Genomic DNA, 23,651 nt, shown 5'->3' with positions numbered 1-23,651 from the left:
ATGGGTTGGATCCGGAATGAGTTCGACATGGCGGGTCAGCCGCCGAGGGTCTCGCCGGAGGCGCGCGCGGCGGGGACGATGCCACACGTGCGGGGTGGATCGGGCTCGGGGGCCGGCAGGCCCGGCCCCCGGGCCCGCCGGGCCCGCCGGGCCTCCTGCCATTCGGCGAGCAGCCGGTCGTAGATGGGTGTGACGTCCTCCGGGTGCCGGTGGCGGCTCCACGGGCGCTGACTGTCGTACTGGTCCATGAGGGGCCTCTACCCGATGTGACGGGCCCTCGCGGCCGGTACTACGGCAACCGGCCCACTCCGTCACCCCATCGGGGGTCCGGTGGTCCGGGAGCACAACGAGGGGCCAGTCCCTCCGGGCTGCCGAGGTACGGCTGCCGCGCGGAGGAACTGGCCCCACGGGTGGATCAGCGAGGTGCGTCCGGAGCGGTACGGCGCTAGTTGTTGCCGAACCCGTTGCCGGAAGCGATCGGGATGTTGTCCAGGATGTGCGACAGAGCCTCGTCACCCTTGGCCTGCGTGGAGTTCTCGGTGCACTGCTGGTTCTGCGGCGAGGACAGGACGTTGACGTCCTGAACCGCGATCGGGATCCCGCCGAGGGCCGAGCCGATGTTGGCCTTGGCCGGCAGGGCGATGCAGGGCTTGTTGAGCGAGCCCTGGATCAGACCGATCTGCGGACTCCAGTCGCCGTGGGTCGCGGAGTTGCCGAACGCCTGCGCGGCACCGTTGCCGTTGACGGTCGTGACGCCCTCGTCGTTGCCGGTCGCCATGGCCTGCGGGGCGAGCGCGGCGGAGACACCGATGACCGACGCAGCGACAGCTGCCGAAGCCATAATCTTCTTGATCACGAAATAGCCCTTCTGGGGTTTTCTGTTGCCCACCTGTCCGGAGCGTTCTGATCAACTCGCGGCGGCGGGAATGGTTCTGCCACTTCACCCGAACGGTGCTTGTGCCATCCGGATACACCGAACGTCTGGCACCGGAAATGCGAAATGCTGCGAATGGGCGGGGAAAATTCCGCCGTACGACGGATCAGCCGCCGAGGGGCACGCCGCCGAGCAGCGGAGCAGCCCCCTTGGCCGCACCGGTGGCCTGACCGGCGACCTTCGTGAGGGCGCCCTTCTTCTGCACCGATTCGGCAGCGCCGCCGACGGTGTCGACGATCGGGTCGACACCCTGCGGTGCTGCGGCAAGCACCTGATTGACGCCGCCGTCGAGGCTCAGACTCGGGGCCGTCGCGGCGGTGGCGGCGAAGGCGGGAGCAGCCGTTCCGAGCGCAACCACGGAACCGGCAACGAACGCAGCAGTCTTCGCGTACTTCACTTTCGGGTTTCCCTTCTGCAGCGGCATCTGTTTCGGTCGCGTCCCCGCGCCGCACAAGCCTTCTTTGCCTGTGACTTCTGCCGCTTTCTCTCTGGGTAACGATCCGGTTCCGATCGGGCAACTGCATGGGACGGCTTTTCTGTCGGACCACTCGATCGATTGCATGACTAATCACCGGTAAGGGTGTTGTGCGGGGTCGGCGGGAAGAATCGGTGGTGCACTGTCAGGTGCTCCGTTCCGCGCAGCCGTCCGGGTGCTGGCCTCCAGCCGCCGGCGCATCGCGCCTCGGGCCGGGCGCAATGGTTTCGGCCGTTCCGCCCCATCCGGAAGGGCTTCGAACTCCCGGAACGGAGCATGCGGAAAAGAGGAAAGCCCCGGATCGCACACGACGTGCGATCCGGGGCGAACGGAAGGTGAGCGCAGGGCTCAGCCGACCAAAATTCAGTGGTGGAAGCAGACGTTGCCGAATGTGGGGTTGAGCAGAGCGAACACGTTCACGGTGTTGCCGCAGACATTGAGCGGGATGTGGATGGGAGCCCCGACATAGTTCCCGGACAGGAAGCCCGAGGCGTGGGAAACGATGCCGTCAGCCTCCGCGTCGGCGAAAGCCGGCGTGGCAGCACCGAGCGCCATCAGCGTTCCGGCAGCGACGGCGGCAACCTTGGTGTACTTCACTTTGATCCCTTTCTGCGGCGGGGTCCGGAGCGGCCACGGCTTTCGTGCCGCACGAGCACGGTCCTGATAGCTCGTAACCCCGTCAATGCAATTCGTAACGATTTAGGTCCGTGCACGAAACTCTTCAGGAAGAAGATTCTCGGAAATCCGCCCGAATGACGCAGTGCCGATCGGATACCGGACAGCGGCGGACCCGGACCCCGCAGCAGAGGGGCGGCGGCCCGGGCCGTTCGGTGCGGCCGACTGCGTCAGCGGTTGCGCACACCGTTGCCGGAGAACAGCGGGATGTTGTCCAGGATGTGCGACAGCGGCTCGTCGCCCTTGGCCTGGGTGGAGTTCTCGGTGCACTGCTGGTTCTGCGGCGAGGACAGGACGTTGACGTCCTCGACCGCGATCGGGACGAGTCCGCCCAGCGCACCGCCGTTGACCTTGCCCGGCAGGGCGATGCAGGGCTTGTTGAGCGAGCCCTGGATCAGACCGATCTGCGGGCTCCAGTCGCCGTGGGTCGCGGAGTTGCCGAACGCCTGCGCGGCGCCATTGCCGTTGAACGTCGTGGTGCCTCCCTCGTTCCCGATGGCCATCGCCTGCGGAGCAAGCGTTGCCGAGATACCGACGAAGGAGGCGGCGACGGCACCCGCAGCCAGGACTTTCTTGATCACGATGAACCCTTCTTGTGCTGGATGCCCCATGCAGAGGCTTCCTGCCCAACTCACCGCCGGGCGTTTGGTTCTCACCATTCACCCGAATGCCCGGTCGGGCCGGACGCCCGTACGAGACAGGACGCTGTCGCATCGGGTCGTTTTCCGAGCGCAACGTGAGGGTGCACAGGCATGCGTAATCCGTCCGGGTGATTAAAGAATTTCCAAGAAATTTTGGGTTCCCCGGCGAACCCTTCGTCGTTATGGCAGTCGTCAAGCGTACATTTCGGAACGCGCTCACAGAGTTCGTGGTCGTTCCGCCAAGCCGTGATGCCACTTACCCAATCGCGTGCGAAGAATCGCCAGGGTGGCCATCCCCGTCGGTAGCTGTACCGCCTGATGAATGAACTGCGGGCGTTCCGCCCGCGCGATATGTCCTAAGGAAGGGCAACGAATGCGAAAAACGTTGAGTAGAAGCATGCTCGTCATGGCAGCGGCGTCGGGCATTCTGACCGCGGCGGGCGGCTACGCGTACGCTGATTCCTCCGCTGCCGCTGCCGCCATCGATTCGTCGGGCTTCGGCTCGGGCAACGCGGTACAGGTGCCGGTCGACATTCCCATCAACCTCTGCGGCAATACCGTCAACGTGGTCGGCCTGCTGAACCCTGCCGTCGGCAACAAGTGCGAGAACGAGGACGACGCCCGGGCCGACGGCGGTTACGACGAGGGTGCGGACGCAGGCTACGACGGTTACGACGACGGTGCGGACGCAGGCTACGACGGTTACGACGACGGTGCGGACGCAGGCTACGACGGTTACGACGGTGCGGACGCAAGCGCCGAGGGTGCCACCGTCGACTCCTCGGGCGTGCTGTCCGGCAACCTGATCCAGGCGCCCGTCGACATCCCGGTCAACGTCTGTGGCAACACCGTTAACGTCATCGCCGCGCTCAACCCTGCGGCCGGCAACAAGTGCTCCGACGAGTCCTCCCCGACTCCGCACTACCCGCCGCACCACAACCCCCCGCACTACCCGCCGCACCACAACCCCCCGCACTACCCGCCGCACCACAACCCGCCGACGACGCACCAGCCCCCGTCGCACCACCACCACCCGGACTGCCCTCCGGAACACCACAAGCCGCCGTACCACAGGCCGCCCCACCACAAGCCGCCGTACCACAAGCCGCCGTACCACAGGCCGCCCCACCACAAGCCCCCGGTGTACAACCCCCCGGTGAGCCACCAGTGGCCGCACCACGAGTGGGACCACAAGAAGTGGGACCACAAGAAGTGGGACCACAAGAGGTGGGACCACAAGCCCCCGACGCTGGCGCACACTGGCGCCAGCACCGACATGGGCATCGCTGGTGGAGCCAGCGCCGCCATGGTGATCGGCGGCGCGTGGCTCATGCGCCGCGCCCGCGGTTCGCAGAGCTGACGACGTAGCAGAGAAGCAGCAGGCGCTTCGACGACAGGTCCGGCAGGACGGCTTCAGCCGTCTCGCCGGACCTTTTACATGGACGGAGAGGTCGGCCGGTGGTGTGGGCAGAGCAGCGCCACCGGCATCTGTCCCAACCGTCCCGGCGCCTGCTCGGCCGACGCGGAGCTCATGCCGGCAACCGGCTTCCGCGCTGACCGTCCGAGTCCGCATGGCCCGAAAGGGGCCGTTTCACAGATAGAAGTGCGTCAGCGACTCGGCCACGCAGGCGGGTTTCTCGGACCCTTCGAGTTCGAAGGTGAAGGCACGGGACATCTGTACGCCGCCCCGCGCGACCTCCTTCACCCCGGCGACCGAAGCGTGCACCCGAACGCGGCTGCCGACCGGTACGGCGCCGGATAACGGACCCTGTTGACCCCGTAGTTGAGCGCCCGGGCCACGCCCCGAACCTGGAGCAGCTCGCCGAACATCGGAATCCCCCAGCTGAGGACCATGTACCCGTGGGTGATGGTGCGTCCGTACGGGCCCGCCGCCGCGCGTTCGGTGTCGGTGTGGATCCACTGGTGGTCCCCGGAGACGTGCGCGTAGGCGTCGATGAGTTCCTGGGTGATCTCCTTCCAGCCGGAGTGGCCCAGGTCGCGCCCGCTCAGGGTGAGGATCTCCGGCATGCCGTGCACGGTCAGCGGCATGGTCCGCGCTCCGTTCTTGCTCGCGGTGGAAGTCAGGCGGTGACGGGGGCGGTGCGCGGTGCGCGGTGCGACAAGCGGCTCCGCGGCCTGTTCGTCGTGGTTGGGGCGCTTGAGCAGGAGCAGCATGCAGCCCAGGGTCAGTACCACCTGGAGGACGGCGTAGGCGATGACGGCGGTGATCGAGCCGGTGCGGTTCAGCAGGAACTGGCCGATGATCGGGGTCGTTCCGCCGAGGAGGGTGCCGCAGAGCTGGTAGCAGAGCGAGATGCCGGTGTACCGCAGGTGGGCCGGGAAGCGGCTGGCGAGCATGCCGGCGAGAGCCGCGTGGTAGAGGCAGTGCGGGATGGTCGCGACGGCGACGCCGACCATCGCCAGACCGTAGTTCTCGGTGCCGATCAGGACGAACATCAGTGGCATCAGGACCAGTTCGGGCAGCAGCATCATCGTCACCGCCCGGGACCAGCTCTTTGATGGTGGGGGAGAGCGTCGCCCGGGACGCCCGTGTCGGCAGCGCAGCGAGGGGCCTGGGGACGGCTGCCGGGTGTGGTGGCGGTTACGGTGCCGGCCGGGACCTGAGGGCTGTCCGATACCGCGTGGCTGGTGCAGTGGGACGCTGGGCGTCCCACTGCCGGTCAGCTGCTGTTCGTGCGACGAGCGCGGTGCCCGTCAGACCGCAATGCGTTCGAAGATCGCGGCGAGGCCCTGGCCGCCGCCGATGCACATGGTCTCCAGCCCGTAGCGCACCTCGCGACGGTGCATCTCCCGGGTCAGCGTGGCCAGGATGCGGGCGCCGGTGGCGCCGACCGGGTGGCCGAGGGAGATGCCGGAGCCGTTGACGTTGATCCGCTGCTCGTGGTCGGTGTCGCCGAGGCCCAGCTCGCGGGTGCAGGCCAGGACCTGGGCGGCGAATGCCTCGTTGAGCTCGATCAGGTCGAGGTCGGCGAGACCGAGTCCGGCGCGGGCGAGTGCCGCACGGGTGGCCGGGACGGGGGCGATCCCCATGGTCGCGGCCGGAACTCCGGCGCGGGCGAAGGAGACCAGCCGCACAAGCGGGGTCAGGCCGAGGCGTTCGGCCGTCGTCGCGCTCGTCACCAGGCAGGCGGCGGCCGCGTCGTTCTGTCCGCTGGCGTTGCCCGCGGTGACGGTGGCGTCCGGGTCGGACTTCAGCATGACCGGACGCAGCGCGGCGAGCTGTTCGGCGGTGGTGTCGGGGCGCGGGTGCTCGTCGGCGGTGACGGTCGTCTCGCCCTTGCGGGTGCGTACGGTGACGGGGACGGTCTCCGCGTCGTAGCGCCCGTCGGCCGCGGCCCGGGCGGCGCGCTGCTGCGAGCGCAGGGCGAGCGCGTCCTGGTCGGCGCGGCTGACGGCGTACTCCCGCCGCAGGTTCTCCGCGGTCTCGATCATGCCGCCGGGGACCGGATGGTTGATGCCGCCCGCCGTGACCCGGCCGCGGGCCAGGGAGTCGTGCAGCTGGAGGCCGGGGCCCTTGATGCCCCAGCGGCCGTCGTGCGTGTAGTAGGGGGCGGCGCTCATCACATCGACGCCGCCCGCGATCACGACGTCGCTGAAGCCCGCCCGGATCTGCATCGCCGCGTCGAGTACGGCCTGCAGGCCGGAGCCGCAGCGGCGGTCGATCTGGGAACCGGTCACGGACTCCGGGAGTCCGGCGTCGAGGGCGGCGACCCGGCCGATGGCCGGGGCGTCGGAGGACGGGTAGGCGTGGCCGAGGATCACTTCGTCGACCTTCGCGGGGTCGATGCCGGTGCGGGTGACGATCTCGGCGATCACTCGTGCGGCCAGCGCGGCCGGCGTCTGCTGGGCGAAGGCCCCGCCGAAGCGGCCGATGGGGGTGCGCAGCGGTTCACAGATGACGATGTCGGGCTGCTGGTCGGGCACGGCGGGACCTTCCGGTGGCACGGGCGGGTGACGGGGCGGTTGTGGCTGACCTCGGTGTCCACCGACCCTCGCACTCGGTGACTGAGTCGGTCCAATATCCAGTTCGCCCTGGTTCAAGACGCCACGCGTCTCAATGGCCTACCGGGGTCGGCAGCGCGCTCTCCGCGACGGCGAGTACCGCGCGCAGGGCGGCGGACGGGTTGTCGGTCCGCCAGGCGAGCGCCGCCTGAAGCTGGATCGGTGGCCCGGCGAGCGGTCGGTAGACCAGGCCGTTCTGCTGGATGTGCTGGCAGGAGGTGACGGTGAGCGTCACGCCGACGCCCGCGGCGACCAGGGCCAGGATGGTGTACGAGTCGGGGGCCTCCTGCACCACGCGCGGGTTGAACCCGGCCGCCTCGCACGCCCCGACGGTCGCGTCCCGCACGGTCGAGCCGGTGTTGGCGGGGAAGGAGACGAACGGCTCCTCGGCGAGCACCCCGATCGGGACCTGGTCCAGCCTGGCGAGCGGGTGGTCGGAGGGCAGGGCACAGACCAGCTCCTCCTCGTCGATGACCCGGTACTGCACGCCGGGCCGGGTCACGGGCAGCCGGACGAATCCGAGGTCGAGCGAGCCGTCCGCCACTCCGGCGAGCGCGACATTCGCGTACGTCTGGCCCTTCATGACCAGCTCCAGGGCGGGATGGGCGGCGCGCACCGCCCTGGTCAGCAGCGGCAGCGTCTCGCGGCTGGACGCGCCGGCGAAGCCGATGGTGACCCGACCGTACTCGCCGCGGCCGGCCGCCCTCGCGGCCCGTACCGCCGTGTCGAGGTCGTCGAGCACGGTCCGCACCGGCTGGAGGAACGACTCCCCCGCGCTGGTGAGCCGCACCGAGCGGGTGTTGCGTTCGAAGAGCTGGACGCCGAGCTCCTTCTCCAGCTGCCGGATCTGCTGACTCAGGGGCGGCTGGGCCATCTGCAGACGCTTGGCGGCCCGGCCGAAGTGCAGCTCCTCGGCCACTGCGATGAACGCGGACAGATGACGCAGCTCCATTCCCCACCTCATTCATACATCAGAAGTCTTGATTCGACCTTAATTTGGTATTGGACAGCAAACAATGGCCGCTGACACGGTGGGGCAACGCGCACGCACACGCAGAGGAGCACCGTGGCCACAACGGACCGGGCGGACAAGACGCTGTCGATGCGGGAGGCCATCGCCTCCTTCGTCCACGACGGCGACACCGTCTGCCTCGAAGGTTTCACCCATCTCATCCCGACCGCCGCGGGCCACGAGATCATCCGCCAGGGCCGCCGCGACCTCACCGTCGTCCGGATGACCGCCGACATCGTCGTCGACCAGATGATCGCCGCGGGGTGTGTCTCACGGCTGGTCTCCTCGTTCGTCGGCAACTCCTCGGCCGGTTCGCTCGGCGAGCTGCGGCGGCGCGTCGAGACCGGCGATCCGATGCCGCTCGCCTTCGAGGAGTACAGCCACTACGGCATGATCTGCCGCTATCTCGCCGGCTCCCAGCGGCTGCCGTTCTATCCGTTGCGCTCGTACGGCGGCAGCGATCTGCCGTCCGTCAACAGCGATCTGCGGAAGGTCACTTCGCCCTATCCGGGCCCGGACGGCGAACCCGAGCAGATCTACGTCGTCCCGCCCGTCAACCCGGATGTCACGATCATCCACGCGCAGCGGGCCGACCGCCGCGGCAACACCCAGATATGGGGCCTGACCGGCATCCAGGCGGAAGCGGTGTACGCGGCGGACAAGGCGATCGTCGTCGTGGAGGAGATCGTCGACGACGAGGTGATCCGCTCGGACCCGAACCGTACGCTCGTCCCGGCCCATGCGGTCGACGCCGTGGTCGCCTGCCCACGCGGCGCGCACCCCTCGTTCGCGCAGGGTTACTACGACCGGGACAACGCCTTCTACCGGGCCTGGTCGCAGATCAGCAAGGATCCGCAGCGGCTGCAGGAGTGGCTGGACGAGTGGGTGCGCGGGACGGCCGACCACGCCGAGTACGTCGACAGGCTGGGCGACGAGTTCTGGGCGGGCCTGGCGGTCGGCGAGGCGCTCAGCGAACCGGTGAACTACGGGCGGCGACTGTGAGTACGGAACACGAGAAGGAGCAGGGCATGACCACCGTCACCTCGTCGGAGCTGCTCTCCGTCGTCGCCTCGCGCGAACTGGTCGCGCGGCGCACCGTGTTCGCCGGCATCGGCCTGCCGACCCTCGCCACGGAGCTGGCCCATCTGACGGTCGCCCCGGACATCGAGGTCGTGTACGAGTCCGGGGTCTGCGGCGCCCACCCCTCGCATCTGCCGGAGACCATCGCCGACGCCGTCCTCATCACGGGCGCCGAGGCGGTCCTCTCCATGCCGGCCCTCTTCGGCTGCGTACTGCAGGGAGGCCATATCGACGTCGGGTTCCTGGGCGCCGCGCAGATCGACCGCCACGGCAATCTCAACACCTCGGTGATCGGCGACTGGGACAGCCCGACGGTCCGGCTGCCCGGCTCCGGCGGCGGCGTCGAGGTGATGGCCAACTCACGTGAGGTCTTCGTGGTGATGCGCCGCCACACCCCGCGCTCCTTCACCGGAACCCTCGACTTCTGCACCACCCCCGGCCCCGACCGGGCCCTCGCCGAGGGCATCCGGCCGCTGGGCATCGGCGTCACCCGCGTCATCACCGAACTGGGCATCCTGGCCCGGGCGGGCATCGGCGAGGAGCTGCGGCTGGTCGCCGTCCAGCCGGGTGTCACGGTCGGGCAGGTACGGGCGGCCACGGGCTGGGACCTGTCGGTCGCCGACACCGTGGAGACCGTGCCGCCGCCGACCGCCGAGGAGCTGCGACTGCTGCGCGAGGACGTCGACCCCGAACGCGTCTATCTTCGCTGAGACGACCGCACCCACTCACCCGCACCCGAGAGGACCCCCACTGCCATGCGTATCAGGATCGTCGGCGCCGGAGCCATGGGCCGTGGCATCGCCCAGTGGGCCGCGACCGCCGGACACACCGTCGAGCTGTGCGATGTACGCACCGAGGCGGTGACCGCGGCCCTCGACTTCGTACGGTCCATGCTCGACCGCGCCGTGCAGAAGGGCCGGCTGTCGGCCGAGGACGGCGCCGCCGCCCTGGAACGGCTGGTTCCGCTCGATGATCCATGGGCGGACGGACCGGACGTCGAGCTGGTGATCGAGGCCGTGCGGGAGGACCTCGGCACCAAGGCGGAGGTCTTCGGCCGGCTGGAGAAGGCGCTGCCCGCCTCGGCCGTGTTCGCGACCAACACCTCCTCCCTGTCCGTCACCCGGATCGCCGCGACACTCGAGGACCCGACGCGCCTGGCAGGGCTGCACTTCTTCAACCCGGTGCCGCTCATGAAGATCGTCGAGGTCGTGCCGGGCGCGGCCACCCGCCCGGAGATCCCGCCGGCCCTCACCGCGCTCGTCGAGGGCTGCGGGCACCGGGCGGTGACGGTCGCCGACACCCCCGGCTTCCTCGTCAACCACGCCGGTCGCGGTCTGGTGACCGAGGCGCTCGCGCTGCTGGAGGAGTCGGTCGCCGACCCGGCGGGCATCGACCGGATCGCGCGTGACGTGCTCGGCCTGCGGATGGGCCCGTTCGAGCTGATGGACCTCACGGGTCTGGATGTGACGGCCGCGGTCATCGACTCGATCTGGGAGGGCTTCCGGTACGCGGACCGGCTCCGCCCCTCGTACCTCACCCCGAACCGGGTGGCTGCGGGGCTGCACGGCCGCAAGACCGGGCGCGGCTGGTTCGCGTACGGCGCCGACGCGCCCGCCGCCGCTGCGGAGCCCCCGGTCACGGGGAACGCGGACCGGCCGGTGCATGTCGTCGGGGACGCGGCGGACCCGGGCGCGGCCGCGCTGCGCGAGACGCTGTCCGCGGCGGGCACCGCCGTCGAGCGGGGTGCGGGGCCGTCCGCCGATGCACTGGTGCTCGTTCCCGTCTGGGGCACCACCGTGGCCGCAGCGGTCGCCGCGCACGGGCTGCCCGCCCGGCGCACCTTCGGCGTCGACCCGCTGCCGCCGGCCGGCCGGCGCCGGGTGCTGGCCGTGACGGCGGCGGCGGACCCGGCCGCCGCACACGACGCCCGCGCGGTCCTGGCGCGGGCGGCGGACGGCGGCGAGCCGTACGCGGTGTCGGTGGTGCGGGACACGGCGGGCTCGGTCGCGCAGCGGCTGCTGGCCTCGATCGTGTCCGTCGCCGCGTCGATCGCCGAGCGCTCCCTCGCCACCCCGGCCGACATCGATCTGGCCGTCACGACCGGCCTCGGCTATCCGGTGGGGCCGCTGGCCTGGGGTGACCGGGTCGGCGCGGGCCGGATGCTGGAACTTCAGCGGGCGCTGCTCACCACGACCGGTGATCCGCGCCACCGTCCGTCCCGCTGGGTCACCGAGCGCGCCCAGCTCGGCCTGGCGCTGACGGACCCGGGGACCTCACCCGGCGACTGCCTCTGAGTGCGGGCGTCTTCCTCGGCGATCTCGAACGGCCGGCGACGCGTGCGCCGGGGCGGCAGGCACCCGCGCCGGGTCCTCGTCGCACGGGTGGGGCGGTCGGGCACGGGCAGGTAACTCGCCTGCGTCCGGCCGGGCCCCCGCAGCCCGGTGGCGACATGACCGATTCGTACAAGACCTGTCGCGGGGGTCCGCTCTACGTTCGGACCATGACTCCACGACTCGACGCGATCGGCATCATCACCGCGGATCTGGCCGCATCGCTCACCTTCTACCGCCGGCTCGGGCTCGACATCCCGGCCGGGGCGGACTCCGCACCCCATGTCGAAGTGACCCTGCCGGGCGGTCAGCGACTCCTGTGGGACACCGAGGACGTCATCCGCTCCTTCGATGCCGGGTGGGCCGGCTCCCGGGGAGGTGACCGGGTCGGGCTCGCGTTCCGCTGCGACAGTCCCGCGGAGGTGGATGCGGTGTACGCCGACCTGACCGGCGCCGGCTACCAGGGCCACCTGAAGCCGTGGGACGCCGAGTGGGGGCAGCGTTACGCGGTGGTCCTCGACCCGGACGGCTGCGCGGTCTCGCTGTTCGCCGACGCCGCGAAGTAGGCGGTCAGGGTCGTACCGGCCAGTTCGCGCATCTCCCGCGCGAGGTGCGCCTGGTCGGTGCAGCCCGCCGCGAGCGCCGCATCGGCGTACGGCATTCCGGACCCCACCAGGGCGAGCGCGCGCTGCAGTCGCAGCACCCGGGCCAGGGTCTTGGGACCGTAGCCGAAGGCCGCCAGCGCACGGCGGTGCAGTTGCCGGGGGCCGAGGCCGACCGTGTCCGCGGTGGCGGCGACGGACCGCCCCTGCGCCAGCTGCACGGCGACGGACCGCATCAGCGGGTCCGGCGGCCCGGTCGCGGCCGCCCTCCGCAGCGCCAGGGCCTCCAGTGCGGCGGCGGGGTCGGTGGCTGCGGCGATGCGCTCGGTAAGTACGCGCACGTGCGCGCCCGGCCACAGATCGGCCAGGTCGACCCGCAGGTCACGCAGTTCGTGCGCCGGTACGCCGAGCAGGGCCGGGGCGGTGCCGGGGGCGAACCGGATGCCCGTGAACCGCCCGCCGGCCGCCTCGGAGGGTTCGTACGCGTGCGTGTCCGGTCCGGCGACGAGCAGCCGGTCGCCGATCCAGAGCAGGTCCATGCAGCCGTCGGGCAGGACCGGGCGCACGGGCCCGTGCGCCCGGTCCTGCCGCGTCCAGACGATCGCCCCGTGGAAACAGGACTCCCGCTCTTCGTACCGTTCGCCCATGCCGCCACGCTACGCGCGAGGGCGCGCGGCGGGGGCGGCGTTCGGCCGGGTCCTACGACCGCGGCTTCGGGGATCCCTTCCCCTCCTGCTCGCTGTCCTTGCCCGTGGCCTTGTCCTTCTCCTTGGCGGCGTCCTTCGCCGCCTCCTTGTCGCGGCCCGGCTGCAGCAGGCGGGACTTCACATCGTCCGGGGGCAGGAACCGCGACCACCGCTCCGGGAACTCGGACGGCATGTAGGGGATGTCGCCTTCCTCCATGTCGTCGTCCCAGTCCTCGTCGGCGCACTCCGCCTGCGCCCGCGCCACGAGTTCCGCGGCCTGGGCCGCCCGCATCCGGTCGTTGGCCGCACGCGCCGCCGCCGTCGCCAGCGACGGCCAGACCCGGTCGATGGCGGCGTTGACCGCCGCCCCCACCAGCACCGCGAACGCGGAGACGCCGATCCACAGCAGCACGGCGATCGGGGCGGCCAGTGAGCCGTAGATCGTCGGCCCCTCGACCGTACTGGTCAGATAGATCCGCAGCAGGAAGCTCCCGAGCACCCACATCGCGAGCGCCACCAGCGCACCCGGCATGTCCTCTATCCACGGCGAACGCACCGGCACGGACACGTGGTACAGCGTCGTCAGGAACGCGACCGACAGCAGGATCACCAACGGCCAGTAGAGGACGCTGATGACCTCGGTACCCCAGGGAACGAGCTCCACGACCCGGTCGGGACCAACCACGAGCAGCGGCAGCACGATCGCGCCCAGCAGCAGCGCGACGATGTAGAGCAGGAAGGAGAGCAGCCGCGTCTTGACGATGCCGCGGTGGCCGTCGAGGCCGTACATCACGGTGATCGTGTCGATGAAGACGTTCACCGCGCGGGACCCCGACCAGAGCGCGATCGCGAAACCGATCGAGATGACGTCGGGGCGGGCGCCGGTGGTGACGTCCTCCAGGAGCGGTTTGGCGAAGTCGTTGACGCCCCGCTGGGACAGGACGGTCTGCGCCGCGTTGAGGATGTTGCGCTCGATCGAGGCGACCGTGGTGGTGTTCGTCCACTCGTCGACGTAACCGAGCAGTCCGATCAGGGCGAGCAGCAGCGGCGGCAGGGACAGCAGGGTGAAGAACGCCGCCTCGGCCGCGAGTCCCAGAATGCGGTACTCCATGCACGAATTGACGGTGTCCTTGAGCAACTGCCAGACCATCTGCCGCATGGATACGTTGCGGTAGAGGACTCGGGCCCGGTGGAGCCGCCCCGGTGGCCGCTCGGGTGTTTCATTTGCTGCCTGCACATCCTTACCGTATCCGCATGGCAGCCACCACCCACACCGTGTCCAACCAGGTCCCGCCGCTGGTCGGCTATGACGTCTTCGCCGCCGACCGCGCGCTGACCGAAGCCGTCGAACGGCACCTCGCGCCCGAGCTGCTCGCCGGGGCCCGGGACGAGCTCGGGGAGCTGGGCAGGGCCGCCGGGTCCGCGCAGGTCCAGGAGTGGGGTGCGCAGGCGAACACGTACCCGCCGAAGCTGCGCACGCACGACCGGTACGGGCATCGCATCGACGAGGTGGAGTTCCATCCGGCCTGGCACCGGCTGCTGGGGCATGCGGTCGGCGCCGGGCTGACCGGCGCGTGGGGCCGGCCGGGCGGTCATGTGCGGCGCGCGGCCGGGTTCCTGGTGTGGACGCAGGCCGAGGGCGGGCACGGCTGCCCGCTGTCGATGACCCATGCGGCGGTGCCGGCGCTGCGGACCGATCCGGTGCTGGCCGCCGAGTGGGAGCCGCGCCTGACGTCGACGGTGTACGAGCGGGAACTGCGGCCGCCCGCGCAGAAGGCCGGTGTGCTCTTCGGGATGGGCATGACCGAGAAGCAGGGCGGCACCGACGTCCGGTCCAATACGACGCGGGCCGAGCCGCTGGCGGCCGACGGCGAGTATCTGCTCACCGGACACAAGTGGTTCTGTTCGGCGCCGATGTCCGACGGCTTCCTGGTACTGGCGCAGGCCCCCGGCGGGCTGACGTGCTTCCTGCTGCCCCGGGTACTGCCCGACGGCAGCCGCAATGTGTTCGCGATCCAGCGGCTGAAGGACAAGCTCGGCAACCGGTCCAACGCGTCGAGCGAGGTCGAGTTCGACGGCACGTGGGCGCACCGGGTCGGCGACGAGGGGCGCGGGGTGCGCACCATCATCGAGATGGTGGCGGCGACCCGGCTGGACTGTGTGACCGGCTCGGCGGCGCTGATGCGGCAGGCGGTGGCGCAGGCGATCCACCACTGCACGTACCGCAGCGTGTTCGGCGGGGTGCTGGTCGAGAAGCCGCTGATGCGCAACGTGCTGGCCGATCTGGCGCTGGAGTCGGAGGCGGCGACGGTGCTGGCACTGCGGCTGGCCGCCGCGTACGACGCCGGCACGGAGGCGGACCGGGCGTTCCTGCGGATCGCGGTGCCCACGGCGAAGTACTGGGTGACGAAGCGGTGCACGCCGCTGGCCGGCGAGGCGCTGGAGTGTCTGGGCGGCAATGGGTACGTCGAGGAGTCCGGGATGCCACGGCTGCTGCGCGAGGCGCCGCTCAACTCGATCTGGGAGGGCTCCGGGAACGTACAGGCGTTGGATGTGGTGCGGGCGTTGCAGCGCGAGCCGCAGGCGCTGAACGCGTTCCTGCAGGAGGTCGGCCGGGCGCGCGGCGCCGACCACCGGCTCGACGGGGCGATCAAGGACATGCTGACCGAGCTGGCCGATCTGCACGGGATCGAGGCGCGGGCCCGCCGGCTCGTCGAGCGGATGGCACTGGTGCTGCAGGGTTCGCTGCTGGTGCGCTGGGCACCGCCGGAGGTGGCGGACGCGTTCTGTGCGTCGCGGCTGGGCGGGGACTGGGGTGCGGCCTTCGGGACGCTGCCGCACAGCCTGGACCTGGCCTCGATCGTGGAGCGGGCGCGGCCCGTCGCGCACTGAGCGCGGGAATCAGCGACGGAGGGTGGTGCTGCGCCGACACGGCACCACCCTCCTTGCTGTGCGCACCGAACAGCGGCGCACAGGCTCCACCGTGCGGTGTGACGCCACTCTCGTACGTACCGATGCAACACGCCAGAGTTGCAAAGGGTTGCAACCGTTGGGCGGAGTGCGCAGTATCGAGAACCCCACAACGACAGGATGGGGTCCGCGGGCCGTGACTCGGCCCCGGCGATGGGGGTGTCGACGGTGGAGACAAGTCCGGTCGAGGTGACGCGACTGGCCGCCTTGGGTTCTGACCGGGCCACGCGCATGCTCCACAGGGCCCGGGAGGCACGGCTCGAGGGCGAGCGCCCGCCGGTCGCCCCACGGGCCGAGATCGGCGCCTCGTGGGACCGGGTGCTGCGCAGCGGCATCGACCCCGAGCAGACCACCCAGAGTGTGCTGCTGGAGTCGGACGAGATCGAGCACCGGCGGCGCAGTTCGGCACTGGGCGAGGTGATGCCGCTGCTCAGCGACGGCCTGGGCTCGATCGCCGACAGCGCGCGGCAGATCATGGTCGTCACCGATGTCGAGGGCCGGGTGCTCTGGCGGCAGGGCAACCCCGGGGTGCTGCGGCAGGCGGACGGCATCTGTCTGGAGGAGGGTGCGTCCTGGGCCGAGGCGATCACGGGCACGAACGCGATCGGTACGGCGCTCGCCTCACGCGCCCCGGTCCAGGTCCACTCGTCGGAGCATTTCGTCCGCACCCTGCACAGCTGGACGTGTGCGGCGGCCCCGGTCCGTGATCCACGGGACGGACGGCTGATCGGCATCGTCGATGTCAGCGGCCCCGCGTCCACCTTCCATCCGATGACGCTCGCGCTGGTCGGTTCGGTGGCACGGCTCGCCGAGAGCGAGATACGGAACCGGCATCTGCTCGCGATCGACCGGCTGCGTTCGGTGGCCGCGCCGCTGCTCGCGCGGCTGGGCGGCCGGGCGCTGGCGGTGGACCGGCACGGCTGGCTGGCGGGGGTCACCGGGATGCCTCCGGTCAGCCGCCTGCCGCTGCCGAAGTCGCTGCAGGCGGGGCCGGTGTGGCTGCCGTCGCTCGGGATGTGCCGGGTGGAACCGCTGTCCGGCGGCTGGCTGATCCAGGTGGCGGACGAGCCGTCGGACGCGGCGCCGCGCCGGGTGGTCCTCGACCTGAGCCGGCCGGCCTGTCTCGCGGTCAGCGTGAAGGGCCCGGTCGGCTCCTCGACCCAGCGGCTGTCACCGCGCCACGCGGAGCTGCTGTACGCACTGGCGCTGCACCCCGAGGGGCGTACGGCGTCCGAGCTGGCCGAGGACCTCTTCGGCGATGCGACCCGGACGGTGACGGTGCGGGCCGAGATCTCGCGGCTGCGGCGCCATATGGCCGAAGTGCTGGCACACCGCCCGTACCGCTTCGGTGAGGGGGTCGAGGTGGAGATGATCCCGCCGGAACACCCGGGCGATCTGCTGCCGCGCTCGACGGCTCCGGTGGTGGTCAGGGCCCGCACGACGGTGTGACGGGGGCAGGGGCCGTCCCGGAGCCGGTGGGCGGCGGCGCGTGCGGCTGGTCCGGCGGGCGGCGCAGAGCGGAAGGTGGCGGGACAGGCTTTGGCCAGAGCTGTACGGCATGGTTCCCTGGCAGTCATGAGCAACGCTGAGCCCGCACCCGCCGCCGCCGCCGAGGTGACCATCTGGTCCCTGGAACAGACCTCCCCCGACGATCTGCGGCCCGCCACCGCCCCCGAGGGCGACGTCCGGATCCTGCGGTCGGCGGTACCGCTGCCGGAGTTCAGCCGCTTTCTGTACACGGCGGTCGGCGGCGACATCCAGTGGACCGACCGGCTCTCGATGACGTACGCGGAGTGGCAGGAGGCCCTGGACCGGCCCGGGGCGGAGACCTGGGTGGCGTACGAGAACGGGACCCCGGCCGGGTACATCGAGTTGGACCCGCAGGACGACGGCGTGGTCGAGATCATGTACTTCGGCCTGATACCGGCCTTCCGCGGGCGCCGGATCGGCGGTCATCTGCTCGCGTACGGGGTCGCGCGCGCCTGGGACCTGGCGGAGCGCTGGCCGCAGCGTCCGCCGACGAAGCGGGTGTGGCTGCACACCTGCTCGAAGGACGGCCCGCACGCCATGGACAACTATCTGCGCCGCGGATTCAGGCTCTTCGACACCAAGGCCGAGCTGGAGACGGACGTGGCGACGCCGGGCCCATGGCCCGGAGCGGCACGCTAGTGCCGTGTCAGCCAAGGTTCGCCCCGTCGCGACGTCCGGCACGCACTGTCGCCGCACCGGCCGAAAGCCCGAGTACGTCCAGTACGAGGACTTCCGGCCGTCACGCCGACAGCACGCACCGGACGCTGCTCCTTGGCGGGCAAACCTTGGCTGACGCGGCACTAGAGCAGAACGTTTCGGTCAATACCTCGCTTAAGGGCACCCGCGTCGGCACGGCTGAAGTGACCAGCACCACATCGTCTCACGCCTCGGGACAGTCTCGTCCACATCATGGATAGTGGTGGACTGCCCCGAGATTCGCGTGACACGCTTCCGTCATGCCTGGAACTGGAATTGCCTTGGTGAGTCGACGCCACGTCGACCTCGGCCGCATGTCCAGCGCCATCTGTCCGGCGGGCTGAGAGTCCCAGCACCGCCGCGATCCCTTTTCTCTGCACCCCCCTGCGCACCGCCGCGCCTCAGCGCGAGTGTGCAGTTCAGAGCCGCCCTCCTGCAGTCCCGAAGGACGTATTGTCATGGCCGCTACCCCGGATCAGCCTGCGACCACCACACCCCGCCGCAAGGCCGGACGCCACCGTGGCGAGGGCCAGTGGGCCGTGGGACACCACACTCCGCTCAACGGCAATGAGCAGTTCAAGAAGGACGACGACGGTCTCAATGTGCGGACACGCATTGAGACGATCTACTCCAAGCGCGGATTCGACTCGATCGACCCCAACGACCTGCGTGGGCGCATGCGGTGGTGGGGCCTCTATACGCAGCGCAAGCCCGGGATCGACGGCGGCAAGACCGCGATCCTGGAGCCGGAGGAGCTGGACGACGAGTACTTCATGCTGCGGGTCCGGATCGACGGCGGCCGGCTGACCACCACGCAGCTGCGTGTCATCGGCGAGATCTCGCAGGAGTACGCACGCGGCACCGCGGACATCACCGACCGGCAGAACATCCAGCTGCACTGGATCCGCATCGAGGACGTCCCGGCGATCTGGGAGAAGCTGGAGGCCGTCGGGCTCTCCACCACCGAGGCGTGCGGCGACTGCCCGCGCGTGATCATCGGCTCGCCGGTGGCGGGGATCGCCGCGGACGAGATCATCGACGGCACGCCCGCGGTCGACGAGATCCACGACCGCTACATCGGCAGCAAGGAATTCTCCAACCTGCCGCGGAAGTTCAAGACCGCGATCTCCGGTTCCCCGGTGCAGGACGTGGTCCACGAGATCAACGACATCGCCTTCGTCGGCGTGGTCCACCCCGAGCACGGTCCGGGCTTCGACGTCTGGGTCGGTGGCGGGCTCTCCACCAACCCGCGGCTCGCCGAGCGGCTGGGCGCCTGGGTGCCGCTCGACGAGGTCCCGGACATCTGGGCCGGTGTGGTGGGGATCTTCCGTGACTACGGCTACCGGCGGCTGCGCACCCGCGCCCGTCTGAAGTTCCTGATGGCGGACTGGGGTCCGGCCAAGTTCCGTCAGGTGCTGGAGGACGAGTACCTGAAGCGCCCACTGATCGACGGCCCCGCGCCCGAGCAGCCGAGCAGCCGCTGGCGCGACCACGTGGGTGTCCACGAGCAGCAGGACGGCCGCTTCTACATCGGGTTCGCACCCCGGGTCGGCCGGGTGGACGGCTCCACTCTGGCCAAGATCGCCGACCTGGCCGCCGCCCACGGCTCGGACCGGCTGCGCACCACCGTCGAGCAGAAGATGCTCATCCTCGACGTGGCGCAGGACCAGGTGGAGTCCCTGGTCGCCGGTCTCGAGGCGCTCGACTTCCAGGTGAAGCCCTCGCCGTTCCGGCGCGGCACGATGGCCTGCACCGGCATCGAGTTCTGCAAGCTCGCGATCGTCGAGACGAAGGCACGCGGCGCCTCGCTCATCGACGAACTGGAGCGCCGCCTGCCGGACTTCGACGAGCCGCTCACGATCAACATCAACGGCTGCCCCAACGCCTGCGCCCGCATCCAGACCGCGGACATCGGCCTCAAGGGCCAACTGGTCCTGGACGCCGACGGCAACCAGGTCGAGGGCTACCAGGTGCACCTCGGTGGCGCTCTGGGACTGGAGGCCGGGTTCGGCCGCAAGGTCCGCGGCCTGAAGGTCACTTCGGCCGAGCTGCCGGACTACGTCGAGCGGGTGCTCGGCCGGTTCCAGGAGGAGCGCGAGGACGGCGAGCGGTTCGCGATCTGGGCGGCGCGGGCGAGTGCGGAGTCGCTGTCATGAGCGGGCGCGCCGCACCGTTCTACTGCCCGTACTGCGGGGACGAGGACCTGCGTCCGCACGAGACCGGGCACGGGGCCTGGGAATGTGCTTCCTGCAACCGCGCGTTCCAGCTCAAGTTCCTGGGTCTGCTGACACGGGGACTGGTGCGCAACGACGTGGAGGGGGACGGCAAATGACGAACACTCAGCAAATCGAGGACCTCCGGGACCTGGCCGAGAGGGCGGGCCGCGAGCTGGAGGACGCCTCCCCGCTGGAGATCCTGCGGTGGGCCGCGGACACCTTCGGCAAGCGGTTCTGCGTCACATCCTCGATGGAGGACGCGGTCGTGGCCCATCTCGCCTCCCGCGCCTACCCGGGCGTCGATGTGGTGTTCCTCGACACCGGCTACCACTTCGAGGAGACGATCGGGACACGCGACGCGGTGGACGCCGTGATGGACGTCAACGTCATCACGCTGACGCCGCGTCAGAGCGTGGCCGAGCAGGACGCCGAGTACGGACCGCAACTGCACGACCGGGACCCCGACCTGTGCTGCAAGCTGCGGAAGGTCAAACCCCTCGAGGAGGGCCTGACGTCGTACGCGGCCTGGGCGACCGGGCTGCGCCGCGACGAGTCCCCGACCCGGGCGAACACCCCGGTCGTCGGCTGGGACGAGAAGCGGCAGAAGGTCAAGATCTCGCCGATCGCCCGCTGGACGCAGGACGACGTGGACGCATACGTCGCGGAGCACGGGGTGCTGACCAACCCGCTGCTGATGGACGGGTACGCCTCCGTGGGCTGCGCGCCGTGCACCCGCCGGGTGCTGGAGGGCGAGGACGCGCGGGCCGGCCGCTGGGCCGGACGGGGCAAGACCGAGTGCGGGCTGCACGACTGATGACGACTGATCAGGAGACTTCGATGAGCGTGACGGAGACGGGAGCCACCATCTGGCTGACCGGTCTGCCGAGCGCGGGCAAGACCACCATCGCGTACGAGCTGGCCGGCCGGCTGCGCGGCGAGGGGCACCGCGTGGAGGTGCTCGACGGCGACGAGATCCGCGAGTTCCTCTCCGCGGGGCTCGGCTTCTCCCGCGAGGACCGGCACACCAACGTCCAGCGGATCGGCTTCGTCGCCGAACTCCTGGCCGCCAACGGCGTGAAGGTGCTCGTACCCGTCATCGCCCCGTACGCGGACAGCCGTGACGCCGTACGCAAGCGCCACCAGGCGGAGGGCACCGCGTATCTGGAGGTGCATGTCGCGACTCCGGTCGAGGTGTGCTCCGTACGCGATGTGAAGGGCCTCTACGCCAAGCAGGCGGCGGGCGAGATCAGCGGGCTCACCGGGGTCGACGACCCGTACGAGGCGCCCGAGTCGCCGGACCTGCGGATCGAGTCGCACCGGCAGACCGTGCAGGAGTCCGCGGCGGAGCTGTATGCGCTGCTGAGCGAGAGGGGTGCAGCATGACGACCGCCGCGACTGTGTCGGAGGACACCGACAATCCGTACGCACTCAGCCACCTGGACTCCCTGGAGTCCGAGGCGGTGCACATCTTCCGCGAGGTGGCGGGAGAGTTCGAGCGGCCGGTGATCCTGTTCTCCGGCGGCAAGGACTCGATCGTGATGCTGCATCTGGCGCTCAAGGCGTTCGCGCCTGCGCCGGTGCCGTTCACGCTGCTGCACGTCGACACCGGGCACAACTTCCCCGAGGTCCTCGACTACCGCGACCGCACGGTCGCCGCGCACGGGCTGCGGCTGCATGTCGCCTCAGTCCAGGAGTACATCGACGCCGGCAAGCTCCGTGAGCGCCCCGACGGCACGCGCAACCCGCTGCAGACCGTGCCGCTGACCGAGGCGATCCAGCAGCACCGCTTCGACGCCGTGTTCGGCGGCGGCCGGCGCGACGAGGAGAAGGCGCGTGCCAAGGAGCGGGTCTTCTCGCTGCGCGACGAGTTCTCCCAGTGGGACCCCAGGCGCCAGCGCCCCGAGCTGTGGCAGCTCTACAACGGCCGGCACGCGCCCGGCGAGCACGTCCGGGTCTTCCCGATCTCCAACTGGACCGAACTGGACGTCTGGCAGTACATCGAGCGCGAAGGCATCGAGCTTCCGGAGATCTACTTCGCCCATGAGCGGGAGGTCTTCAACCGCTCCGGGATGTGGCTGACCGCCGGTGACTGGGGCGGCCCCAAGGAGAGCGAGCGGGTCGAGACCCGGCAGGTGCGCTACCGGACGGTCGGCGACATGTCCTGCACCGGCGCCGTCGACTCCGACGCCACGACGCTCGCCGCCGTGATCACCGAGATCGCCGCTTCCCGGCTCACCGAGCGGGGCGCGACGCGCGCCGACGACAAGATGTCCGAGGCCGCGATGGAAGACCGCAAGCGCGAGGGGTACTTCTAAATGACCACCAGCACCGAGCAGTTGTCGACCACCACCCTGCTGCGGTTCGCCACCGCGGGGTCCGTCGACGACGGCAAGTCCACCCTCGTGGGACGTCTTCTGCACGACTCCAAGTCGGTCCTCACCGACCAGCTGGAGGCCGTCGAGCACGCGTCGCGCAACCGGGGCCAGGAGGCGCCGGACCTGGCGCTGCTGACCGACGGGCTGCGGGCCGAGCGCGAGCAGGGCATCACCATCGATGTGGCCTACCGCTACTTCGCCACGCCACGCCGACGCTTCATCCTGGCCGACACCCCGGGACATGTGCAGTACACCCGGAACATGGTGACGGGGGCCTCGACGGCCGAGCTCGCCGTCGTTCTCGTCGACGCCCGCAACGGTGTCGTCGAGCAGACCCGCCGGCACGCCGCCGTCGCCGCGCTGCTGCGGGTGCCGCATGTGGTCCTGGCCGTCAACAAGATGGACCTGGTCGACTACGCGGAGCCCGTGTTCGCCGCCATCGCCGAGGAGTTCACCGCGTACGCCGCCTCGCTCGGCGTCCCGGAGATCACCGCGATCCCGATCTCCGCGCTGGCCGGTGACAACGTCGTGGAGCCGTCGGCCCACATGGACTGGTACGGCGGTCCGACGGTGCTGGAGCACCTGGAGACGGTGCCGGTCAGCCACGACCTCACCGCCTGCCACGCACGCTTCCCCGTCCAGTACGTGATCCGGCCGCAGACCGCCGAGCACCCCGACTACCGGGGCTACGCGGGCCAGATCGCCGCCGGCGCGTTCCGCGTGGGCGAGGCCGTCACCGTCCTTCCCTCCGGCCGTACCTCGACGATCGCCGGGATCGACGCGCTCGGCGAGAGCGTGGACATCGCCTGGGCACCCCAGTCGGTGACCATCCGGCTGGTCGACGACATCGACGTCTCGCGCGGTGACCTCATCGCGCCGGCCGACGACGCACCCGCGGTCACCCAGGACGTCGAGGCGACCGTCTGCCACGTCGCGGACCAGCCGCTCGCCGTCGGTCAGCGCGTGCTGCTCAAGCACACCACCCGCACGGTCAAGGCGATCGTCAAGGACATCCCGTCGCGGCTGACCCTGGACGACCTGTCGCAGCACCCGGCGCCCGGGCAGCTGGTCGCCAACGACATCGGCCGGGTCGTCGTCCGTACCGCCGATCCGCTCGCCCTCGACGCCTACGCGGACTCGCGCCGCACCGGATCGTTCCTGCTGATCGACCCGGCGGACGGCACCACGCTCGCGGCCGGCATGGCCGGCCAGTCGTTCGCCGCCGCGACCACGGGCGAAGGCGCAGCCGCCGACGACGCCGAATGGGACTTCTGATGAGTATCGACATCTACGCGACGTTCGCGAAGGAGGGCGGTCGCGTCGGCAGCGGCACCCTCGGCAGCGGCCAGGGCGGGGTTGCGCGATGTGCGTGATGACGTACGCGCACTGCCTGCGCGCCCGCCTGC

The 23,651-nt window shown here is 70.4% G+C and carries 24 protein-coding genes and 2 pseudogenes; 15 read left to right on the top strand and 11 right to left on the bottom strand.

What is annotated here, in order from left to right:
• Positions 1 to 35: 35 nt before the first annotated feature.
• The 5 genes from LRD69_RS26905 to LRD69_RS26885 form a co-directional block, all read right to left on the bottom strand.
• A complete protein-coding gene (locus LRD69_RS26905; RefSeq protein WP_277329119.1) occupies positions 36 to 248 on the bottom strand; it encodes a hypothetical protein in 213 nt (70 codons plus the stop codon).
• A gap of 197 nt (positions 249 to 445) precedes the next feature.
• Positions 446 to 856 carry a rodlin gene (locus LRD69_RS26900; RefSeq protein ID WP_277329118.1) on the bottom strand — a complete coding sequence of 137 codons (411 nt, stop codon included), beginning with the start codon at positions 854 to 856 and terminating at the stop codon, positions 446 to 448.
• 184 nt (positions 857 to 1,040) lie between these two features.
• Positions 1,041 to 1,331 (bottom strand): hypothetical protein, encoded by a 291-nt coding sequence (locus LRD69_RS26895; RefSeq protein WP_277329117.1) that lies wholly within the window; start codon positions 1,329 to 1,331, stop codon positions 1,041 to 1,043.
• 441 nt (positions 1,332 to 1,772) lie between these two features.
• Positions 1,773 to 2,006 carry a chaplin gene (locus tag LRD69_RS26890; RefSeq protein ID WP_277329116.1) on the bottom strand — a complete coding sequence of 78 codons (234 nt, stop codon included), beginning with the start codon at positions 2,004 to 2,006 and terminating at the stop codon, positions 1,773 to 1,775.
• Between the two features lie 248 nt (positions 2,007 to 2,254).
• Positions 2,255 to 2,665: a rodlin gene (locus tag LRD69_RS26885; RefSeq protein WP_277329115.1), complete on the bottom strand. Its 411-nt coding sequence runs from the start codon at positions 2,663 to 2,665 to the stop codon at positions 2,255 to 2,257.
• Between the two features lie 457 nt (positions 2,666 to 3,122).
• Here LRD69_RS26885 and LRD69_RS26880 point away from each other — a divergent pair, with 457 nt between their 5' ends.
• Positions 3,123 to 4,085, top strand: a complete 963-nt coding sequence (locus LRD69_RS26880) for a chaplin family protein (protein ID WP_277329114.1) — start codon at positions 3,123 to 3,125, stop codon at positions 4,083 to 4,085.
• A 231-nt stretch (positions 4,086 to 4,316) separates the two neighbouring features.
• On the opposite strand, the pseudogene LRD69_RS26875 reads toward LRD69_RS26880, so the two are convergent.
• From LRD69_RS26875 to LRD69_RS26865, 4 genes and pseudogenes are all read right to left on the bottom strand, one after another.
• A pseudogene (locus tag LRD69_RS26875) lies at positions 4,317 to 4,774 on the bottom strand (MaoC family dehydratase).
• Between the two features lie 87 nt (positions 4,775 to 4,861).
• A pseudogene (locus LRD69_RS31095) lies at positions 4,862 to 5,242 on the bottom strand (MFS transporter); the annotation flags it as partial.
• A 198-nt stretch (positions 5,243 to 5,440) separates the two neighbouring features.
• Entirely contained in the window at positions 5,441 to 6,670 is a 1,230-nt protein-coding gene (locus LRD69_RS26870) for an acetyl-CoA C-acetyltransferase (protein WP_277329113.1), read from the bottom strand.
• Positions 6,671 to 6,800: 130 nt separating this feature from the next.
• Positions 6,801 to 7,700: a LysR family transcriptional regulator gene (locus LRD69_RS26865; protein ID WP_277329112.1), complete on the bottom strand. Its 900-nt coding sequence runs from the start codon at positions 7,698 to 7,700 to the stop codon at positions 6,801 to 6,803.
• A gap of 150 nt (positions 7,701 to 7,850) precedes the next feature.
• Between LRD69_RS26865 and LRD69_RS26860 the strand changes: the two genes are divergently transcribed.
• The 4 genes from LRD69_RS26860 to LRD69_RS26845 all read left to right on the top strand — a co-directional run bounded on the left by LRD69_RS26860 (position 7,851) and on the right by LRD69_RS26845 (position 11,736).
• Entirely contained in the window at positions 7,851 to 8,762 is a 912-nt protein-coding gene (locus LRD69_RS26860; RefSeq protein WP_277329885.1) for a CoA-transferase, read from the top strand.
• 26 nt (positions 8,763 to 8,788) lie between these two features.
• Complete coding sequence (locus LRD69_RS26855) at positions 8,789 to 9,550, top strand: CoA-transferase (RefSeq protein WP_277329111.1); 762 nt, start codon at positions 8,789 to 8,791, stop codon at positions 9,548 to 9,550.
• A 45-nt stretch (positions 9,551 to 9,595) separates the two neighbouring features.
• Complete coding sequence (locus LRD69_RS26850; RefSeq protein WP_277329110.1) at positions 9,596 to 11,134, top strand: 3-hydroxyacyl-CoA dehydrogenase; 1,539 nt, start codon at positions 9,596 to 9,598, stop codon at positions 11,132 to 11,134.
• Positions 11,135 to 11,289: 155 nt separating this feature from the next.
• On the top strand, positions 11,290 to 11,736 hold the full coding sequence (locus LRD69_RS26845; protein ID WP_277329109.1) for a VOC family protein: 447 nt from the start codon (positions 11,290 to 11,292) through the stop codon (positions 11,734 to 11,736).
• Here the strand turns inward: LRD69_RS26845 and LRD69_RS26840 are convergent.
• Together LRD69_RS26840 and LRD69_RS26835 are read right to left on the bottom strand one after the other, a co-directional pair.
• On the bottom strand, positions 11,673 to 12,419 hold the full coding sequence (locus tag LRD69_RS26840) for a helix-turn-helix domain-containing protein (protein ID WP_277329108.1): 747 nt from the start codon (positions 12,417 to 12,419) through the stop codon (positions 11,673 to 11,675). The two genes, LRD69_RS26845 and LRD69_RS26840, sit on opposite strands and share 64 nt — an antisense overlap.
• A gap of 52 nt (positions 12,420 to 12,471) precedes the next feature.
• Positions 12,472 to 13,695 carry a YihY/virulence factor BrkB family protein gene (locus tag LRD69_RS26835; protein WP_277329107.1) on the bottom strand — a complete coding sequence of 408 codons (1,224 nt, stop codon included), beginning with the start codon at positions 13,693 to 13,695 and terminating at the stop codon, positions 12,472 to 12,474.
• Between the two features lie 17 nt (positions 13,696 to 13,712).
• Here LRD69_RS26835 and LRD69_RS26830 point away from each other — a divergent pair, with 17 nt between their 5' ends.
• The 10 genes from LRD69_RS26830 to LRD69_RS26790 all read left to right on the top strand — a co-directional run bounded on the left by LRD69_RS26830 (position 13,713) and on the right by LRD69_RS26790 (position 23,520).
• A complete protein-coding gene (locus LRD69_RS26830) occupies positions 13,713 to 15,350 on the top strand; it encodes an acyl-CoA dehydrogenase family protein (RefSeq protein ID WP_277329106.1) in 1,638 nt (545 codons plus the stop codon).
• A gap of 309 nt (positions 15,351 to 15,659) precedes the next feature.
• A complete protein-coding gene (locus LRD69_RS26825; RefSeq protein ID WP_277329105.1) occupies positions 15,660 to 16,877 on the top strand; it encodes a GAF domain-containing protein in 1,218 nt (405 codons plus the stop codon).
• A 126-nt stretch (positions 16,878 to 17,003) separates the two neighbouring features.
• Positions 17,004 to 17,597, top strand: a complete 594-nt coding sequence (locus tag LRD69_RS26820; protein ID WP_277329104.1) for a GNAT family N-acetyltransferase — start codon at positions 17,004 to 17,006, stop codon at positions 17,595 to 17,597.
• Positions 17,598 to 17,914: 317 nt separating this feature from the next.
• Complete coding sequence (locus tag LRD69_RS31090; protein WP_316248393.1) at positions 17,915 to 17,998, top strand: putative leader peptide; 84 nt, start codon at positions 17,915 to 17,917, stop codon at positions 17,996 to 17,998.
• A 114-nt stretch (positions 17,999 to 18,112) separates the two neighbouring features.
• Entirely contained in the window at positions 18,113 to 19,810 is a 1,698-nt protein-coding gene (locus LRD69_RS26815; protein ID WP_277329103.1) for a nitrite/sulfite reductase, read from the top strand.
• Positions 19,807 to 19,986: a hypothetical protein gene (locus LRD69_RS26810; RefSeq protein ID WP_277329102.1), complete on the top strand. Its 180-nt coding sequence runs from the start codon at positions 19,807 to 19,809 to the stop codon at positions 19,984 to 19,986. Before LRD69_RS26815 ends, LRD69_RS26810 begins: the two co-directional genes overlap by 4 nt.
• The gene (locus LRD69_RS26805) at positions 19,983 to 20,684 is read left to right on the top strand and encodes a phosphoadenylyl-sulfate reductase (RefSeq protein WP_277329101.1); all 702 of its coding nucleotides are present in this window, start codon (positions 19,983 to 19,985) and stop codon (positions 20,682 to 20,684) included. Before LRD69_RS26810 ends, LRD69_RS26805 begins: the two co-directional genes overlap by 4 nt.
• Positions 20,684 to 21,253, top strand: coding sequence for an adenylyl-sulfate kinase (gene cysC, locus LRD69_RS26800; RefSeq protein ID WP_114247376.1), 570 nt, complete (start codon positions 20,684 to 20,686; stop codon positions 21,251 to 21,253). Before LRD69_RS26805 ends, cysC begins: the two co-directional genes overlap by 1 nt.
• Positions 21,250 to 22,185 carry a sulfate adenylyltransferase subunit CysD gene (gene cysD, locus LRD69_RS26795; RefSeq protein ID WP_277329100.1) on the top strand — a complete coding sequence of 312 codons (936 nt, stop codon included), beginning with the start codon at positions 21,250 to 21,252 and terminating at the stop codon, positions 22,183 to 22,185. The genes cysC and cysD overlap by 4 nt, the downstream gene beginning before the upstream one ends.
• Positions 22,186 to 23,520, top strand: coding sequence for a GTP-binding protein (locus tag LRD69_RS26790; RefSeq protein WP_277329099.1), 1,335 nt, complete (start codon positions 22,186 to 22,188; stop codon positions 23,518 to 23,520).
• Positions 23,521 to 23,651: the final 131 nt, after the last annotated feature.

The organism is Streptomyces sp. JH14, assembly GCF_029428675.1.
Lineage (GTDB): Bacteria > Actinomycetota > Actinomycetes > Streptomycetales > Streptomycetaceae > Streptomyces.
Note: the sequence above shows the minus strand (reverse complement) of the source record. Positions and strands in the feature narration are given on the sequence as shown.

Bases quoted from the DNA above. Each gene is read 5' to 3' on its own strand.
- LRD69_RS26905 (WP_277329119.1), bottom strand. From the start codon at position 248: ATGGACCAGTACGACAGTCAGCGCCCGTGGAGCCGCCACCGGCACCCG.
- LRD69_RS26880 (WP_277329114.1), top strand. From the start codon at position 3,123: ATGCTCGTCATGGCAGCGGCGTCGGGCATTCTGACCGCGGCGGGCGGC.
- LRD69_RS26865 (WP_277329112.1), bottom strand. From the start codon at position 7,700: ATGGAGCTGCGTCATCTGTCCGCGTTCATCGCAGTGGCCGAGGAGCTG.
- LRD69_RS26860 (WP_277329885.1), top strand. From the start codon at position 7,851: ATGCGGGAGGCCATCGCCTCCTTCGTCCACGACGGCGACACCGTCTGC.
- LRD69_RS26855 (WP_277329111.1), top strand. From the start codon at position 8,789: ATGACCACCGTCACCTCGTCGGAGCTGCTCTCCGTCGTCGCCTCGCGC.
- LRD69_RS26850 (WP_277329110.1), top strand. From the start codon at position 9,596: ATGCGTATCAGGATCGTCGGCGCCGGAGCCATGGGCCGTGGCATCGCC.
- LRD69_RS26845 (WP_277329109.1), top strand. From the start codon at position 11,290: ATGACCGATTCGTACAAGACCTGTCGCGGGGGTCCGCTCTACGTTCGG.
- LRD69_RS26840 (WP_277329108.1), bottom strand. From the start codon at position 12,419: ATGGGCGAACGGTACGAAGAGCGGGAGTCCTGTTTCCACGGGGCGATC.
- LRD69_RS26830 (WP_277329106.1), top strand. From the start codon at position 13,713: ATGGCAGCCACCACCCACACCGTGTCCAACCAGGTCCCGCCGCTGGTC.
- LRD69_RS26825 (WP_277329105.1), top strand. From the start codon at position 15,660: ATGCTCCACAGGGCCCGGGAGGCACGGCTCGAGGGCGAGCGCCCGCCG.
- LRD69_RS26820 (WP_277329104.1), top strand. From the start codon at position 17,004: ATGAGCAACGCTGAGCCCGCACCCGCCGCCGCCGCCGAGGTGACCATC.
- LRD69_RS31090 (WP_316248393.1), top strand. From the start codon at position 17,915: ATGCCTGGAACTGGAATTGCCTTGGTGAGTCGACGCCACGTCGACCTC.
- LRD69_RS26815 (WP_277329103.1), top strand. From the start codon at position 18,113: ATGGCCGCTACCCCGGATCAGCCTGCGACCACCACACCCCGCCGCAAG.
- LRD69_RS26810 (WP_277329102.1), top strand. From the start codon at position 19,807: ATGAGCGGGCGCGCCGCACCGTTCTACTGCCCGTACTGCGGGGACGAG.
- LRD69_RS26805 (WP_277329101.1), top strand. From the start codon at position 19,983: ATGACGAACACTCAGCAAATCGAGGACCTCCGGGACCTGGCCGAGAGG.
- cysC (WP_114247376.1), top strand. From the start codon at position 20,684: ATGACGACTGATCAGGAGACTTCGATGAGCGTGACGGAGACGGGAGCC.
- cysD (WP_277329100.1), top strand. From the start codon at position 21,250: ATGACGACCGCCGCGACTGTGTCGGAGGACACCGACAATCCGTACGCA.
- LRD69_RS26790 (WP_277329099.1), top strand. From the start codon at position 22,186: ATGACCACCAGCACCGAGCAGTTGTCGACCACCACCCTGCTGCGGTTC.